The organism is Streptomyces sp. T028, from assembly GCF_048159505.1.
Lineage (GTDB): Bacteria > Actinomycetota > Actinomycetes > Streptomycetales > Streptomycetaceae > Streptomyces.
Genome location: NZ_JBLRVZ010000010.1, coordinates 70,163 through 87,202, shown reverse-complemented (window position 1 = coordinate 87,202; position 17,040 = coordinate 70,163). Strand labels below are relative to the sequence as shown.

At 69.7% G+C, this 17,040-nt stretch carries 12 protein-coding genes; 3 read left to right on the top strand and 9 right to left on the bottom strand.

What is annotated here, in order from left to right; all coding sequences use genetic code 11:
* The first annotated feature begins 119 nt into the window (after positions 1-119).
* Entirely contained in the window at positions 120-1,667 is a 1,548-nt protein-coding gene (locus tag ACLZN2_RS10800) for an MFS transporter (RefSeq protein WP_416978151.1), read from the top strand.
* A 246-nt stretch (positions 1,668-1,913) separates the two neighbouring features.
* Here ACLZN2_RS10800 and ACLZN2_RS10795 read toward each other — a convergent pair whose 3' ends face one another.
* The 3 genes from ACLZN2_RS10795 to ACLZN2_RS10785 all read right to left on the bottom strand — a co-directional run bounded on the left by ACLZN2_RS10795 (position 1,914) and on the right by ACLZN2_RS10785 (position 4,226).
* Complete coding sequence (locus tag ACLZN2_RS10795) at positions 1,914-2,819, bottom strand: ADP-ribosylglycohydrolase family protein (RefSeq protein WP_416978150.1); 906 nt, start codon at positions 2,817-2,819, stop codon at positions 1,914-1,916.
* A 12-nt stretch (positions 2,820-2,831) separates the two neighbouring features.
* Complete coding sequence (locus tag ACLZN2_RS10790) at positions 2,832-3,491, bottom strand: histidine phosphatase family protein (RefSeq protein WP_416978149.1); 660 nt, start codon at positions 3,489-3,491, stop codon at positions 2,832-2,834.
* A gap of 129 nt (positions 3,492-3,620) precedes the next feature.
* Complete coding sequence (locus ACLZN2_RS10785) at positions 3,621-4,226, bottom strand: YdbC family protein (protein ID WP_416978148.1); 606 nt, start codon at positions 4,224-4,226, stop codon at positions 3,621-3,623.
* A gap of 153 nt (positions 4,227-4,379) precedes the next feature.
* Between ACLZN2_RS10785 and ACLZN2_RS10780 the strand changes: the two genes are divergently transcribed.
* Positions 4,380-4,910: a TerD family protein gene (locus ACLZN2_RS10780; RefSeq protein WP_416978147.1), complete on the top strand. Its 531-nt coding sequence runs from the start codon at positions 4,380-4,382 to the stop codon at positions 4,908-4,910.
* 95 nt (positions 4,911-5,005) lie between these two features.
* Here the strand turns inward: ACLZN2_RS10780 and ACLZN2_RS10775 are convergent, their stop codons facing one another.
* Together ACLZN2_RS10775 and nrdR are read right to left on the bottom strand one after the other, a co-directional pair.
* On the bottom strand, positions 5,006-7,909 hold the full coding sequence (locus ACLZN2_RS10775; protein WP_416978146.1) for a vitamin B12-dependent ribonucleotide reductase: 2,904 nt from the start codon (positions 7,907-7,909) through the stop codon (positions 5,006-5,008).
* A 164-nt stretch (positions 7,910-8,073) separates the two neighbouring features.
* The gene (gene nrdR, locus ACLZN2_RS10770; protein ID WP_416978145.1) at positions 8,074-8,643 is read right to left on the bottom strand and encodes a transcriptional regulator NrdR; all 570 of its coding nucleotides are present in this window, start codon (positions 8,641-8,643) and stop codon (positions 8,074-8,076) included.
* 583 nt (positions 8,644-9,226) lie between these two features.
* Between nrdR and lexA the strand changes: the two genes are divergently transcribed.
* Positions 9,227-10,006 (top strand): transcriptional repressor LexA, encoded by a 780-nt coding sequence (gene lexA / locus ACLZN2_RS10765; RefSeq protein WP_055635752.1) that lies wholly within the window; start codon positions 9,227-9,229, stop codon positions 10,004-10,006.
* Between the two features lie 83 nt (positions 10,007-10,089).
* Here the strand turns inward: lexA and ACLZN2_RS10760 are convergent, their stop codons facing one another.
* The 4 genes from ACLZN2_RS10760 to ACLZN2_RS10745 form a co-directional block, all read right to left on the bottom strand.
* On the bottom strand, positions 10,090-12,072 hold the full coding sequence (locus ACLZN2_RS10760; protein WP_416978144.1) for an ATP-dependent DNA helicase: 1,983 nt from the start codon (positions 12,070-12,072) through the stop codon (positions 10,090-10,092).
* Between the two features lie 361 nt (positions 12,073-12,433).
* Positions 12,434-13,048, bottom strand: coding sequence for a GNAT family N-acetyltransferase (locus ACLZN2_RS10755; protein WP_416978143.1), 615 nt, complete (start codon positions 13,046-13,048; stop codon positions 12,434-12,436).
* A gap of 79 nt (positions 13,049-13,127) precedes the next feature.
* The gene (locus tag ACLZN2_RS10750) at positions 13,128-15,023 is read right to left on the bottom strand and encodes an IucA/IucC family protein (protein WP_416978258.1); all 1,896 of its coding nucleotides are present in this window, start codon (positions 15,021-15,023) and stop codon (positions 13,128-13,130) included.
* Between the two features lie 290 nt (positions 15,024-15,313).
* Positions 15,314-16,981, bottom strand: a complete 1,668-nt coding sequence (locus tag ACLZN2_RS10745; RefSeq protein WP_416978257.1) for a diaminobutyrate--2-oxoglutarate transaminase family protein — start codon at positions 16,979-16,981, stop codon at positions 15,314-15,316.
* Positions 16,982-17,040 lie beyond the last annotated feature (59 nt).

Here is a 17,040-nt window from a genome sequence, read left to right as displayed (position 1 = left end):
CGGGGGACATGCCGACGGACGCCCCGAAAGTGAACGCTTGCGTTCACTACTGGGGACTCACTACCTTTGACGCGAGAGTGAACGCGAGCGTTCACTAACGCTGTTGTGGGGGACCCATAGTGACAACCTCTCAGTTGATTCAGGACCAGAAACAGGGTGCGGCCCGCCGGGAGGGGCATCCCGGCATCGCGCTCACCGTCATCGCGGCCTGCCAACTCATGGTGGTACTCGACGCGACGATTGTGAACATCGCGCTCCCGCACATTCAAGACGCGCTGAAGTTCAGCACCACCGACCTCACCTGGGTCGTCAGCGCCTACACACTCACCTTCGGGGGCCTGCTGCTGCTCGGTGCACGAGCCGGTGACATCCTCGGCCGGCGCCGGGTGTTCATGACCGGAATCCTGCTCTTCACCTTCGCCTCGCTGCTGGGCGGACTGGCTCAGGAGCCCTGGCAGTTGCTGGCCGCGCGGGCCCTGCAGGGCATGGGAGGCGCCATCGCCTCGCCCACCGCGCTGGCACTCATCACCACCACGTTTCCCGAAGGCCCGGAACGCAACCGGGCCTTCGGTGTCTTCGCCGCCGTCTCCGCGGGCGGCGGTGCCATAGGCCTGCTCGCGGGCGGCATGCTCACCGAATGGCTCGACTGGCGCTGGGTGCTGTTCGTCAACGTGCCGATCGGTGTGCTCATCGCCGCCCTCGCGCCGCTCTACATCGCCGAGTCGGAGCGGCACCCGGGGCGCTTCGACATCACGGGCGCCGTGACGTCGACGGCCGGTATGGGCTCCCTGGTCTACGCATTCATCCGGGCCGCCGAGGAAGGCTGGCGGGACGGTCTGACCCTCGGGGCGTTCGCCGCCGCCCTGGTCCTGCTGCTGGCCTTCGTGTTCACGGAGATGCGGGCCAAGGAGCCGATCACTCCGCTCAAGATGTTCGCCGACCGCAATCGCTCCGGCACGTACATGATCATGCTGAGCCTGGCCGCGGCGATGTTCGGCATGTTCTTCTACATCGTCCTCTTCGTACAGAACGTGCTCGGCTACAGCCCGATCAAGGCCGGGCTCGCCTTCCTTCCCGTCACCGCCGCGATCGCGGTCGGCGCGGGGCTGTCGCAACGCTTCCTTCCCGCGCTGGGCCCCAAGCCGTTCATGCTCGCGGGGGCAACTCTGGTAGTGATCGGCCTCTCCTGGCAGACGTTCATCAGCCCCGAGAGCTCCTATCTGGGCGGAGTGCTCGGCCCGATGCTCGTCTTCGGCTTCGGCATGGGTCTGAACTTCGTGACGGCCACGGTCACCGCCGTCTCCGGTGTCGCCCCGCACGAGGCCGGCGCCGCGTCCGGGCTGCTCAACGCCACACAGCAGGTGGGAGGTTCGCTCGGGCTCTCCATCCTGACCAGCGTCTTCGGCTCGGCCAGCAGGGACGAGGCTGAGAAGCAGCTGCCGTCGTTCCTCGCCGACGGAACGGCCGAGCAGAAGGCCGAGTTCGCCAAGACGCACCAACTGCCCGCCCCTTGGGGGCACGAGGTCCTCGCCCACGGCATCTCCACCGCTCTCGTTCCGGCCGCCGCGATAGCGGCCATGGCTCTGATCACGGCCTGGTTCGTGATCCGGGTCCGCAAGAGCGATCTGGACGCCCTGTCCGGGACGGCCGGGCCCATGGCCGGTTGAGACGCGCTGATGGCCGGGAGTCGCCGCCGAGCGCAGCCTGCCAGGGGCGACGCCCCTGCTCGCTCCGAGCACAGTCGGCGAGGGTGACGCCACGGCCATCCGCACTCCGCACAGATCGCACTGCGGATACCTGGACAACGCACGAGCATCACGCAGAGTTCCCGATGGACACGGAGAGTTCCCGCCAAGACTCGGCGGCCTCCGTGAAGGTGCCGAAAGGGCAGCCAAGTGGGCGCCTGCGCTCGGTCAGACGCGCACGTCCACCCACGTCGGTAGCGCCTCCACCTGCTCCGCCCAGGCGGCGGGAGGCATGCCGCTCTTCCCGGCAGCCAGCACGCCGCCCACGATGGCGCAGGTGGTGTCGACGTCCCCGCCGACCTGTGCGGTCGTCCAGAACGCCGTCTCGTAGTCACTGAGGGCGCGCGCCGCCGACCAGAGCGCGAAGGGAACGGTGTCATGGGCGGACGTACGCCGTCCGCAGCCCAGCACGGCCGCGACGGTGGCCGCGTCGCCGTAGTCGAGCATGTCCCTGGCGCGCCGCAGACCGGCGCCGACGGCGCTCTTCGGCACGAGGGCGATGACACCGTCCAGCAGCGCCTCGGGACCGGGCGGGCCGTCCGGCGCACCGACCATCGCGGCGGCCGCGGCGACGGCCATGGCGCCGACCACGGCCTCCCGGTGCTGATGTGTGGGGTAGGCGGAGATCTCCGCCTGATGGGTGGCCTGCTCGGGGTCGTCCGCGTACCAGGCGCCCAGGGGGGCGATGCGCATCGCGGCACCGTTGCCCCAGGACCCCTGGCCCTTGAACAGCGCTGCCGACAGTTCACGCCAGTCGGCGCCTTCCCTGACCAGCCTCAGCAGTCGGTTGACCGCGGGGCCGTAGCCGCGGTCGAAATCGTGGTGCTCCGCGAAGGAATGGGCCAGGGCGTCCTGGTCGATACGGTGGTGGGTGGCCAGGACTGCCACCACCGAGCAGGCCATCTCGGTATCGTCGGTCCATTGCCAGGGGCCGGGTGGCAGTGCGCGGTGCTTCAGCAGCGGGTAGTTCGCGGGAACGAAGAACTGTGACCCCAGCGCGTCGCCCACCGCGAGTCCACGCAGACTGGCGAGGGCGCGCTCCAGGCGCCCGTCGTGAGAGGAGTCAGCGGTCATCGCTCAGCCACTCTATCCGGTGATCCCGTAGGGCTCCGGATCTCGCCACCGGTCGAAGGGCCGGTCGAGGGTGTACTTGCCGTCGTCTCCGAGAACGAGCATGCGCATCTCGGCGTTCCCCGGGTTCGACAGGGACTCGAATTCGGCGACCGTCCAGTGGAACCAGCGCATGCAGAACAGGCGCATGGCGAGGCCGTGGGTCACGATGAGCACGTTCGGCGGATGGTCGGGGGCCTCGAAGCTGCGGAACAGGCTCTCCAGGAACCCGCCGACCCGGTCGTACACGTCGGCTCCGCTCTCGCCCTGGGCGAAACGGTAGAAGAAGTGCCCGTAGGCGTCCCGGTAAGCCTTCTGCAGCCGTACGTCGTCACGGTCCTGCCAATTCCCCCAGTCCTGCTCACGCAGTCGGGGCTCCTCCCGCACCCGGATGAGGTCGGGATCGAGGTGGAAGGCCCGGAGGGTCTCGTGGGTGCGGCGGTAGGGGGAGACGTACACGCTGACCCGCTCGCCGCCGAACACCTCCCGGATCCTTCTGCCGGTCTCCTCGGCCTGCCGCCGGCCCCGGTCGGTGAGGGCCAGCGCGTGGTCGGGTTCACGCTCGTAGACGGTGTCATCAACATTGCCCGTTGATTCCCCGTGCCGGACAAGGACGATGCGCCGTGGTCGTGCCATGCCAAAACCCTAGATCGGGAGACGGCAGATCGAATACTCGTACGGCGCCCATACGGCGTAGGTCACACGGATCGATCGCCATCGGTCCTCGGCTGCACACGTACACCACCCAGGGGGCAGAACCAGGGCTCATACGGTCCAGGTCGTCTCCAGTTCGACGATGTCACCGGTGAGGGCGGCGATGTCCGCCTCCGTCTGGGCGCGCAGGGCGAGCCGCTCCACGCGCTCGGTGCGGTACTTTCCGTGCTCGGCCTCGGAACGCCACATCGACAGGACCAGGAACTCGTGGCCGGGCGCCTCGGCGAACAGCCCGCGGATCATGCCGGGCGAGCCGGCCATGGCGGGGTTCCACACCTTCTCCTGCATGAGGGTGAAGTGTTCGGCGCGCTCCTCGTGGACCCTGCACAGAGCCACCCGCACCAGGTCGGAGTCCGTGAAACGGGGCTCGAAGCCGGTCTTCACGTCGAAGCGGTAGTCGAACAGCCGCACCTGGGCGTCCTTGAACGTGCCTGCCTGGGCCGCCGCCAGCCGGTCGTGGGAACGCGCCATGAAGGAGTCGTAGAAGGCACGGCTCTCCCAGAAGGCGAAGACATGCGCGACGGAGGGCCGACTTCTGCTCCAGCCCCCGCCCTGTCCCCGAAATCCCGGCTCCCCCAGAAGCCCCGCCCACTTCCGCTGCCCCCGTTCGAAACCGCGGCGGTCCACCACGGTGCAGCGAATCCACTTGACCAGCACCGCGCCATGGTAAGGCCACAGGGCGTGGCGTCGGTCACTCTCTGGCGCAGAGCAGCCATGCCGCGTGTCAGCGGTGCGTGGCAGGATGGACAACCGGCCCTGATGATCGGGCAGTTCGGGGCAAGGTCAGACGGTGAACGGGGAGGGAAATCCGTGAGCGGCATCAACAAAAGGATCCGCAAGATCGAGATGGCGCTGAAGTGGGACCCGAGTCCGGCGGGGCAGGCGCCCACCGATCTGGACATCGTCGCCGCGACGTATCTCGCGAGCGATCCGGGCGGGGCTCCCGCCTATGTGGTGCACTTCGACAGCCGCTCGCCCGACGGCACCATCTATCTCAACCGGGACAGCAAGGACGGCAAGGGTTTCGGCTGGGACGAGGTCATGACGCTGGAGCTCGAGCGGCTGGACGCGCGATACGCGCGCGTGGTGGTCGGTGTCGTCATCCAGCAGCATCCGGCGCACCGCACCTTCGTCAGCGTCCTCAACCCCGCCTTCCGGATACGGGAGGGCTACACGGTTCTGGAAGAGGACGATTTCGGCGGTGTGCTCGGGTCGACGGCGGCGACGGTCGCGGAGTTCATGCGGGAGGCCGACGGCTGGACGTTCCACCCGGGTGTCCAGGGGTTCGAGGACGACCCGGTGACGTTCACCAGGGTCATGGGACAGGTACGCCGGTCCTGACCCAGTGAGGGCATGAAACACCGAGGGCGGTGGAGCCGAGGACCGGCTCCACCGCCCCTTGCCGGATCACGTGGATCCGGCCGGAACGGCGGGGATCAGCTGCAGCCGCTGGTCGAGCCGCAGCCCTCGCAGATGTAGCAGGAACCGGCCCGCTGCATTTTCGTACCGCAGGAGAAGCAGAGCGGGGCGTCGGCCTGGATGCCCAGCTGCATCTCCACCAGTTCGGCGCTGGTGTGGGCCTGCTTCGGGGCGGGCTTGGCCACTTCGGCGCCGGTCTTCGGGGTGGCGACAGCCACCAGGTCCGTCTGACGCGGGGCCGACTGGGCCAGACCCTCGACGTCGACCTCCTCCTCGGCCGGCTCGTAGGAACCGGTCTCCAGGTGACGCTGACGCTCCTCGGCGGAGTGGATGCCGAGCGCGGAGCGCGTCTCGAAGGGCAGGAAGTCGAGCGCGAGGCGACGGAAGATGTAGTCGACGATCGACTGCGCCATCCGCACGTCCGGGTCGTCCGTCATGCCGGCCGGCTCGAAGCGCATGTTGGTGAACTTCGAGACGTACGTCTCGAGCGGCACGCCGTACTGCAGGCCCACCGAGACGGCGATGGAGAAGGCGTCCATCATGCCGGCGAGGGTCGAACCCTGCTTGGACATCTTCAGGAAGACCTCACCAAGGCCGTCGTCCGGGTAGGAATTGGCCGTCATGTAGCCCTCGGCGCCACCGACCGTGAAGGAGGTCGTGATGCCGGGACGCCCCTTGGGGAGACGCTTGCGGACCGGGCGGTACTCGACGACCTTCTCGACCGCCGTGCGGATCGTGTCCTCGGCCTTCTCGGTGATCTCGGCCTTCTCCTGATCCTTGGTGTCCTTCGTCTTCGCGGAGAGGGGCTGGCCGACCTTGCAGTTGTCGCGGTAGATCGCGAGCGCCTTGACGCCGAGCTTCCAGGCCTCGAAGTAGATCTCCTCGACCTCCTCGACGGTCGCCGTCTCCGGCATGTTGACCGTCTTGGAGATGGCGCCGGAGATCCAGGGCTGGATCGCGGCCATCATGCGGACGTGGCCCATCGGGGAGATGGCGCGCTCGCCCATGGCGCAGTCGAACACCTCGTAGTGCTCCTGCTTGAGACCGGGGGCGTCGATCACATTGCCGTTCTCGGCGATGTGGGCGACGATCGCCTCGATCTGCTCCTCCTGGTAACCCAGGCGGCGCAGGGCCTGCGGGACGGTGCCGTTGACGATCTGCATCGAGCCGCCGCCGACCAGCTTCTTGAACTTGACCAGGGCGAGGTCGGGCTCGACACCGGTGGTGTCGCAGGACATCGCGAGGCCGATGGTGCCGGTCGGGGCGAGCACGGACGCCTGGGAGTTACGGAAACCGTTCTTCTCGCCGAGACGCAGCACGTCCTGCCATGCCTCCGTGGCGGCGGCCCAGACGGGGGTGTCGAGGTCGTCCATGCGGACGGCAGTGCCGTTGGCGTCGGCGTGCTGCTTCATGACGCGGTTGTGGGCGTCGGCGTTGCGGGCGTAGCCGTCGTACGGGCCGACGACCGAGGCCAGTTCGGCGGAGCGGCGGTAGGCCGTGCCGGTCATCAGGGAGGTGATGGAACCGGCCAGGGCGCGGCCGCCGTCGGAGTCGTAGGCGTGGCCGGTCGCCATCAGCAGGGCGCCGAGGTTGGCGTAGCCGATGCCGAGCTGACGGAACGCGCGCGTGTTCTCACCGATCTTCTGGGTCGGGAAGTCGGCGAAGCAGATGGAGATGTCCATCGCGGTGATGACGAGCTCGACGACCTTCTGGAAGCGGTCGGCCTCGAAGGACTGGGTGCCCTTGCCGTCGTCCTTGAGGAACTTCATCAGGTTCAGCGAGGCGAGGTTGCAGGACGTGTTGTCCAGGTGCATGTACTCGCTGCACGGGTTCGACGCGGTGATCCGGCCGGACTCGGGGCAGGTGTGCCAGTTGTTGATGACGCCGTCGTACTGGATGCCCGGGTCGGCGCAGGCCCACGCGGCCTCGGCAAGCTTGCGGAACAGCGCCTTGGCGTCGACCTTCTCGATGATCTCGCCGGTCATCCGGGCGCGGAGGCCGAACTCGGTGCCGTTCTCGACGGCTGTCATGAACTCGTCGTTCACACGGACGCTGTTGTTGGCATTCTGGTACTGGACGGACGTGATGTCGTCGCCACCCAGGTCCATGTCGAAGCCCGCGTCGCGCAGCGCGCGGATCTTCTCCTCTTCCTTCACCTTGGTGGCGATGAAGTCCTCGACATCCGGGTGGTCCACGTCGAGGACGACCATCTTGGCGGCGCGGCGGGTGGCGCCACCGGACTTGATGGTGCCGGCGGAGGCGTCGGCGCCGCGCATGAAGGAGACCGGGCCGGAGGCGTTGCCGCCGGAGGACAGCAGCTCCTTGGAGGAGCGGATGCGGGAGAGGTTCAGGCCGGCGCCGGAGCCGCCCTTGAAGATCATGCCCTCTTCCTTGTACCAGTCGAGGATCGACTCCATGGAGTCGTCGACGGCCAGGATGAAGCAGGCGGAGACCTGCTGGGGCTGCGGGGTGCCGACGTTGAACCAGACGGGGCTGTTGAAGCTGAAGATCTGGTGGAGGAGGGCGTACGCCAGTTCGTGCTCGAAGATCTCCGCGTCGGCGGGCGTGGCGAAGTACTTGTAGTCCTCACCGGCCTTCGTGTACGTCTTCACGATGCGGTCGATCAGCTGCTTGAGGCTGACCTCGCGCTGGGGGGTGCCGACGGCACCGCGGAAGTACTTGCTGGTGACGATGTTGACCGCGTTCACCGACCAGAAGTCGGGGAACTCGACGCCACGCTGCTCGAAGTTGACCGAGCCGTCGCGCCAGTTGGTCATGACGACGTCACGGCGCTCCCAGACCACCTCGTCGTACGGGTGCACGCCGGGGGTGGTGTGGATGCGCTCGATACGCAGGCCCTTGGTGGTCTTGGCGCCCTTCGCGCGGGACCCTCGTGCCGGACCGCTCGCCGTCTCTGTCATGCCGCCTCCCTGTACAGGCAAAAACGCCCTGAAATGCCACGATGTTCCCGTGGCACGGTGTCGTGTCTGGTGCCGCGGACGCCAATGCGCCTGGTCCGCAGCAAGTCTTGGTCCGCCGCCGCCCGACCGGATCCGGGGTCTCCGCCCGGTTCCGGTCCTCCGGGTCAGTCGGCGGCGTGGACGGGCTCGGGGACCCGCGTGGTCCCTCCGCGCCCGCCGTCGTCCTCCCGGCCCCCCATGACAGCGTCCGGGTCGTCTTCGCGGTCGTCGTCGTCCGCGGCGGGGTGTCCCCTCTGGTCCCTGAGTTCCGCGATCGCGGCCTCGAAGTCCTCGAGCGAGTCGAACGCCCGGTAGACGGAGGCGAACCGCAGGTAGGCGACGAGGTCGAGTTCCTGCAACGGGCCGAGTATGGCCAGCCCCACGTCGTGGGTGGTCAGCTCAGCGCTTCCGGTGGCGCGCACCGCCTCCTCGACCCGCTGGCCGAGCTGGGCGAGTGCGTCCTCGGTGACGGGCCGTCCCTGGCATGCCTTGCGCACGCCGTTGATGACCTTGGTGCGACTGAACGGCTCGGTGACTCCGGACCGCTTCACCACCATGAGCGAGCACGTCTCCACGGTCGTGAAACGACGGGAGCAGTCAGGGCACTGGCGGCGCCTGCGGATGGACGTGCCGTCGTCCGTCGTACGGCTGTCGACAACACGGCTGTCGGGGTGCCTGCAGAAGGGGCAGTGCATGAAGTCCCAACCCTCCTCACAGCAGACTCAATAGCCTCGCCGGGCCTCATGGGCCCCTCGAAGCAGCCCCAAGCATAGGCGATCCAAGAGGATGCGAAGACCAGGGGCACCACAACTTGTGGGCCAGTGATGACATCCAAGCACTAGATATGGGGCTTGGCCCATACATCCAGGCTGCATCGCGTGTCGCGGACGGAGGCCTCACAGCGTGCGTTCCCGCCGTCACGGCGAGCACGCGAAACCGGCCCCCACGCGCGCGTGCACAACCGTGTCCCCGCGGCACATACGGCGATATCGTGGGCGCCGCAGGGAGGACCCGTGGGACTCTCGCACAGAGCGGGCCCGCCGCCCGGCCTGCCGGAATCCGGATGGCAGACTGGGGCGACCCCCCACAAGGGGGGTGACCCCGGCGGTGAAGAGTACAACAACGGGCCCTTTCGTCCGCCGGTCACAGCATTGGCCATACACCCAGACACATGATCAAGTCAGGCTATCCACGCTTTTTCACTCGAACGTGTGTTTGGCGCAACCTTTCGAAAGCAACTACCGTTGTGCAGCAGGGAGACAATCGAGAGGGGCCGACGTGACCACCACCGCAGACAGTGCCACCATCACCGCCCAGGACCGCTCCCAGGGCCGACTCGAGCCGGTGCATGCGATGAACGAAGCCGTGAACCCGGAGGGGCACAAGCGCTCCCTGCCGGGCCGACCTCCAGGCATCCGGGCGGACAGCTCGGGCCTGACCGACCGGCAGCGCCGGGTGATCGAGGTCATCCGGGACTCCGTGCAGCGGCGCGGCTACCCGCCGTCCATGCGGGAGATCGGCCAGGCCGTCGGCCTGTCCAGCACGTCCTCGGTGGCGCACCAGCTGATGGCACTGGAGCGCAAGGGCTTCCTGCGCCGCGACCCGCACCGTCCGCGGGCGTACGAGGTCCGCGGCTCCGACCAGGCCGTCTCCGTGCAGCCCACGGACACCGCCGGCAAGCCCGCCGCGTCGTACGTCCCCTTGGTGGGCCGTATCGCCGCAGGTGGCCCGATCCTCGCCGAGGAGTCCGTCGAGGACGTCTTCCCGCTCCCGAGGCAGCTCGTGGGCGACGGTGAGCTGTTCGTGCTGAAGGTCGTCGGCGACTCCATGATCGAGGCCGCGATCTGCGACGGCGACTGGGTCACCGTCCGCCGCCAGCCGGTCGCCGAGAACGGCGACATCGTGGCGGCCATGCTCGACGGCGAGGCCACCGTGAAGCGGTTCAAGCGCGAGGACGGCCATGTGTGGTTGCTCCCGCACAATGCGGCGTACGAGCCGATCCCCGGCGACGACGCGACCATCCTCGGCAAGGTGGTGGCGGTCCTCCGCCGCGTCTGAGCACGGCGGGCGGCGTCACCTCCTCCGCCCCCTTGACTGGGCCCCGGAATCCCTGCGCCGGTTCCGGGGCCCTGTGCTGTTCCCTACTTCTTGTCGGTCTCGGTCTGTCGTGCCGCCGCGTCGATCGCCGCGAGCGACCTGCGTACCTGGTTGCGGTCCGTGGTGTGCCAGAAGTCCGGCAGGGAGGCCTTGAGGTAACTCCCGTAACGGGCCGTCGCCAGCCGCTGGTCCAGTACGGCGACCACGCCCCGGTCCCCCGACGCGCGGACCAGACGGCCGGCACCCTGCGCCATGAGCAGCGCCGCGTGCGTGGCGGCCACCGCCATGAAGCCGTTGCCTCCGGCGTCCTCCACGGCCTTCTGACGGGCGCTCATCAGTGGGTCGTCCGGACGCGGGAACGGGATCTTGTCCATGACCACCAGCTGACAGCTGGGACCGGGCACGTCGACGCCCTGCCAGAGCGACAGCGTCCCGAAGAGACACGTCTTCGGATCCGCCGAGAAGTTCTTGATCAGCTCGCCCAGGGTCTCCTCACCCTGGAGGAGGATCGGGAACTCGGGGATACGGCCGCGCAGTTCCTCGGCTGCCAGCTGTGCGGCGCGCATGGAAGAGAAGAGACCGAGGGTGCGGCCGCCGGCCGCCTGGATCAGTTCGGTCAGCTCGTCCAGCATGTCGGCGCGGTCGCCGTCGCGCGCGGGGCGCGACAGATGCTTGGCGACGTACAGGATGCCCTGCTTGCGATAGTCGAAGGGCGAGCCCACGTCGATGCCCTTCCACTGGGGAAGGTCGTCTCCCTCGGTGCCCTCCGGGGCGAGCCCCAGAGAGGCGCCCACGCCGTTGAAGTCCCCGCCGAGCTTCAGGGTCGCCGAGGCCAGGGTCACGGAGCGGTCGGCGAAGAGTTTCTCCCGCAGCAGGCCCGAGACGGACATGGGGGCGACACGCAGGGAGGCGCCGAAGCGGTCGTGCCGTTCGTACCACACGACGTCGTACTCGGAACCGCCCACGATCCGTTCCGCCACGTCGTGCACGGTTTCCACGGAGGCGAGCGCCTGCTTGCGAACCGCGTCCTCGTCCTGGACGGACTTGTCGCGGGTGGCACCGATGCCGGAGATGACGGTGCGCGCGGCGTCGCGCAGTGCCATGAGGGCGTAGTTGAGGTCCTCCGGGATCTCCTCCAGACGGCCCGGCAGCGCCAGCTCCATCAGCCGCTCGAAGCCCTCGGCGGCGGTCTGGAGCTGGTCGGCCGCCTTCTCGTTGACCAGCTTCGCTGCCCGCCGCACCGCCCGGTTGACCTGGCCCGGGGTGAGCTCGCCGGTGGCGACGCCGGTGACCCTCGACACCAGTTCGTGCGCCTCGTCGACGATCAGCACCTCGTGCTGCGGAAGGACCGGCGCCCCCTCGATGGCGTCGATGGCCAGCAGGGCATGGTTGGTGACGACGACCTCGGCCAGCTTGGCGCGCTCGCGGGCCATCTCCGCGAAGCACTCGGCGCCGTACGCGCACTTGGACGCGCCGAGGCATTCCCGCGAGGACACCGACACCTGAGCCCAGGCCCGGTCCGAGACACCCGGCGTCAGGTCGTCCCGGTCGCCGGACTCGGTCTCGTCGGCCCAGTCCCGCAGCCGCAGCAGATCCTGGCCCAGCTTGCTGCTGGGCGCAGCCGCCTCGAACTGGTCGAAGAGCCCCTCCTCCTCGTCCTGCGGGACGCCCTCGTACAGACGGTGCAGGCACAGGTAGTTCGAGCGGCCCTTCAGCATCGCGAACTCCGGGCGCCTGCGCAGCAGCGGATGCAGCGCCTCGACCGTGCGCGGCAGGTCCCGCTCGACGAGCTGGCGCTGCAGGGCGAGGGTGGCGGTCGCGACCACGACCCGCTCCCCGTGCGCGAGCGCGGGCACAAGGTAGCCCAGTGACTTACCGGTGCCGGTGCCGGCCTGCACCAGGAGGTGGGAGCCGTCGTCGATCGCCTCCGCGACGGCTTCGGCCATGGCCACCTGGCCGGGACGCTCCGTACCGCCGACAGCGGCGACGGCGGCGTGGAGGAGTTCGGGGAGTGAGGGCTTCGTCATAGCGCGACCACCCTACGGCTCGGCACTGACAAACGGGTCATCGAGCAGGTGGGATGCAGGAACAGCAAGGAGGGAAGTGGTGAGGGAATCAAGGTGCGGGGCTTCTCGGATTCGGGGCCGGTGAAGGGCGTGGGAAACATCGGTGGGGTTGCCAGAGGTCGAGTGACGGGGCTCGGGCGATGGGCTGGCGGGCATGAGGGTGCGCGACGGGGGAAAGGGGGCGCTGCGGTTGCTGCGGGCGGTGCGGCTGCTGCGGGCGGTGCGGTGGGACCGCCGGAAAAATTCCCGGGGATTCTCGGGACGAGCGGGAACCACCCGGAATCCCGAGGCGTTCCACCTGTGACGATGCAATTACACGCAGTCACATCAGATGGCGAAGGCTTCTGTCTCTGACCATGAGACCGGCCCGCTTGGCGGGCAGGTCGACCTCGGCGCAGAAGCGGAAACCGGCACGGAGGAAGGCGGCGATGGAAGGGGTGTTGCGAAGGTCCGGTTCAGCGACGACACGTGAGCATGCGGGTCTCCTGTCGAGTACGAGGTCGGCGACGGCTCTCAGCAGGAGGCCGCCAAGGCCTCGCCCGCGGGCGGCCGGGCCTCCGATGAGGAGATGGATGCCGGTGTCGTGAGGACGGGCGAGGTAGTGGCGGGCCAGAGGGTCGAGGTCCGCCCGGTAGATCTCCCAGTAGCTCATCGGTCTGCCCTCCAGCAGGCCCAGACACGGGATGCTGTGGGTGCCGTCGGCGAGTTGGCGGCGCAGGTGCCGCTCGGTCAGGGTCCGGGGTCCCGCCAGTTCCCAGAAGGCGGCGACCGCCGGCTCATTCATCCACCGCCCGATGTGGGGCAGGTCTTGGTCGACCTGGACGGGGACGAGGTGGAACGCGCCCGCGGGTGTGGGGGTGGGCCCCCAGTCGGCCAAGCGGTCGAGCGGGCCTGTGGAGGCGGTGCCGGCGACGGCGCGGATGTCGATGGAGGGCACGGTGGGGGTTCCTCTCAGCAGGTGGGTCGGGACATGTTCCTCAGGGACGAGGGGAGTTGGAGCCGCGTATGGGGACGGTTCAGGAGTGCAAGGGGTTGGCGATGGTGACGTACACGGACTGGGTGTCCACCGGGCCGACGAGTTCGTCCATGCCGTGCAGCCGGGTCAGCAGGTTGGCCTTGCAACGCAGCACGGGTGAGTCGAGGAGACGAGCGGGCAGCGTGCTGCGCAACCGGTCGGGGCCACGGGCCACGGTGGTGAGGAAACGGCGGCAGGCGGCGAGCAGCAGATGTTCACCGGCGAGACGCTGTGAGCCGAAGGCGCCGATGAGTCCCAGGACGTTGTTGATACCCAGGTAGTAGGCGAAGCGCTCGTCGGTGACCTCGTCGGATACGAACGTGTCGCTGTGCTCGCCGATGCCGGGCAGCCGGGCTTCGAGTTCCGCGCGGCGGGAGGCGCGGAAGTAGTAGCCCTGGTTGTCGCGGTAGCGGCCGCCCGTGGGCCAGCCGTCGGGGTCCAGCACGAGGAGCGTGTTCTGCTGGTGGGCCTCCAGGGCGATGCCGGCTTCCCCGTCGAGCCAGAGCACCGGGCGCACGACGTGCTCCAGGTAGCGCAGGAACCACTCGGCGGCGACCGCGGCGAGCGGGCGCCCTGTCCGTCCGGCGAGCCGTGTGACGACCTCGGCCAGCCGGGAGCTCTGCATCGCGTTCGGGTCCGGGCCAGGCGAGAGAGTCTCGGCGGGCCGGGCGGCGAGGGCTGAGCATGCGCGGGCGGTCGCCGCGGCTCGGGGATACGGGCGGAGTGAGACAAGGCCTGCGACGCAGGAGACGTCGTCCGTGGGTGCGAAGGGGTTGTGGCGGATCACGACGTCGAGTCCGCGCACCGGGAGGCCGTCGGTCCCGTCCACGGCGAGCCAGGCCGGGTCGCGCACGATGTCGAAACCGGGGTGGGCCGCCCGCCACTGCTGGGACAGGCCGGTTCGCAGCAGACGGTGGACCTCGACGCCGCGGTGGAGCTCCTTGCGCAGGTTCTCCCGACAGGAGTTGGTGATGCGCAGACCGAGCGACAGTTTGAGCATCGCCGGGGCACCGGACCGGTGAACGGTGCGAACGGAGGAGGTTGGGTGCCACGGGGCGCCGTGCGCGCCGAGGTCCCGGAGCAGCCCGGCCTCGAACAGGGCGGCGATCTCGGGGCGGTGCCGGGTCTCGCGCAGTTGCCAGGGGTGCATCGGAAGGAGGGCGTAGCCGTCGGGCGACGCGTAGCGATCGTGCAAGGGCGCTCCGCCGCCGGGGAGTCGGGCCGTCAGACGGTGGGCGGGGACAGTGCGGCCGCTTTCCGTCCAGGCGGAGTCGGTGGCCAGCGCGGAAGGGGCGACAGCCAGCCAGTGCAGGGGGAAGGAGCCACGCGACTCGGGTGAGTACAGGTGTGCTTCGGCGTCGGAGATACCTTCGCGGCTCTTCGGGGTGGGGTGCAGGGGGTGTCCGAGAATCAGTGCCTGTTCGGCGGAGAGGAACAGGTCGGAGCCGTCGGTGGGGTGCTTCCGGCGCTCGCTGATGAAGTCTGCCGTGCGACGGACGGAGTCGGCGACGCGGGACACGAGATCGACCGGGTCGACGCCGCGGCCGACTGGACGGGGCGGGGTGGGTGTCCGGGCTGGTCCGCGCGGCTCGGGCGTCTCGCGGGACAGCAGGGCGGCGATCATGACCGCGTCTGCGGGCGGGGACTGCTCGGGCGTGTCGGCGAGGCGCGGGAGACCGAAGCGGTGCCAGCCGGTCGGGGACCAGTAGTGGACGGGGGCAAGCAGGGCGGTGCCGCTGGCGGGGAGCGGCACTCGGAGGGTGCCGTCGGGCGGGGCGGGCAGGCCTGCCTCGCGCACCCAACAGCGCAGCAGGTTCTCCACGGCCGCCGCCTGGGCAGCGGTGTGGGGGTCGGGGTGGTCCAGGAGGTGGGCCGCGACGCCGTGCGCCGGTTCGATGGGGGTGGTGTGGCCCTGCTGGGACGGGACGGAGGTGTTCGGTGTGGTGTGGATCGACGGAACGGAGGAGGTAGAGGCTGGGGTGGTGGTGGAAACGGCGGAGGCAGGACCGGGAGAGCCGGTGGGCTCAGGGGCGTTGTTCAAGGTCGTTCCTCATCGGGTGGGGCCGGCACGGTCGGCGGCGTGACGGGCCGGAACGGCGGGGGGTGCGCGACGGTGCGGAGGGGCCGGTCGGTGTCCGCCTCGTACGCGGGGGGACGGTGAGTGAGGGGACGGGTTCGCCGTCTGTGTCACCCCGCCCGTTCGACACGGCCTCGTCGCTTCGGAGCCTGCCTGGGCTGCTGGTTCGGCTGGTCCTTGTCGCCCCGGCCCGTGCGATGGGCGTGGCCACGGGCCGCCGCCTCGATCGCGTCGGCCAGTCGGTCGAGTACGGCGGCCGCCTGCTCGTCGGTGATCGTCAGGGGCGGAAGCAGGCGTACGACGCCGGCGTGGCGGCCTCCCAGTTCGACGATCAAGCCGCGGCGCAGGCACTCCTGCTGTACGGCGACGGCCAGTTCGGGGGCGGCGGGACGAGGCCCCCGAGCCGGGGCGGACACCTCGGGCGGGCTGGACATGGCGTGGGCATCGGCGGGGACCCCGTGGCGGCTGCCCGGGGCACCGCGCCTACCGTCGCCCGGCACAGCACGCCCCTCGCTCGCCCCAACGCGGGCCTCACCCAGCGCAACGGGGCCCTGGCCGGCAGCACCCCGGCCCCCGTAACGAGCATCAAACCCCCCGTCCAGGGCATCACAGTCCGCCTCCAGGGCGCCGCGGCCCTCGTCCATCGCGTCTCCCCTCCCCCGTCCCGGCACCTCCCCGTGCTCGGCCTCGGGGTCGACCAGTTCGACGCCGATCATCAGGCCGCGCCCGCGCACGTCTCCCATGCACGGGAAGTCCTCGGCGAGGTGCCGGAGTTGGTTCAGCAGGTGGGCTCCCAGGGTGGCCGCGCGTTCGGCGAGGCGGTTCTCGCGGACGTGGGCGAGGGTGGCCGTGCCGGCGGCCATGGCGAGCTGGTTGCCGCGGAAGGTGCCCGCGTGGGCGCCCGGTTCCCAGACGTCGAGGTCGTCGTGGTAGACGACGACGGCCAGGGGCAGACTGCCGCCGATGGCCTTGGAGAGGACCATCACATCGGGGGTGATCCCGCTGTGCTCCACCGCCCAGAAGGTGCCGGTGCGGCCGACGCCCGTCTGGACCTCGTCGGCGATGAGGGGAATGGAGCGGTCGGCGGTGATCTGCCGCATACGGCGCATCCAGGCGTCCGGGGCGGGGATCACCCCGCCCTCGCCCTGGACGGGTTCGAGGATCATCCCGGCGGGGCGTCTCACGCCGGACTTGGGGTCGTCGAGGACGGACTCGGTCCAGCGGGCGGCGAGTTCGGCGCCGCGTTCGCCGCCGACACCGAACGGGCAGCGGTAGTCCTGCGGATAGGGCAGGCGCGCCACCCGGACGTCGAAGGCGCCGCCGGAGGCTTCGAGGGAACCGGTCGTCATGCCGTGGTAGGCGCCGGTGAAGGCCAGCATGCCCGTGCGGCCGGTGGCGGCGCGGACGAGTTTGAGCGCGGCCTCCACGGCGTCCGTGCCGGCGGGCCCGCAGAACTGCACGCGGGCGCGGTTGGCGAGACCGGGGGGCAGGGTGTGGAAGAGCTCGGTGATGAAGGCGTCCTTGACCGGAGTGGCGAGGTCGAGGACGTGCAGGGGCGCGCCCGAGTCGAGAACCTTGCGGATGGCCTCCAGGACGACGGGATGGTTGTGGCCGAGCGCGAGGGTGCCGGCGCCGGAGAGGCAGTCGAGGTAGCGGCGGCCGTCGGCGCCCTCGATGGTCAGTCCCCGGGCCCGTACCGGCACGATGGGCAGGGCGCGCGCATAGGTGCGGGCCGCCGACTCGCGCGCCGACTGGCGCCGCAGGATCCCCTCGTGCACGGGCCGCCCGCCGGTCTGCCTCCGCGCGGTCGCAGCCCCGACCGTCGCTGTCCCGGGGA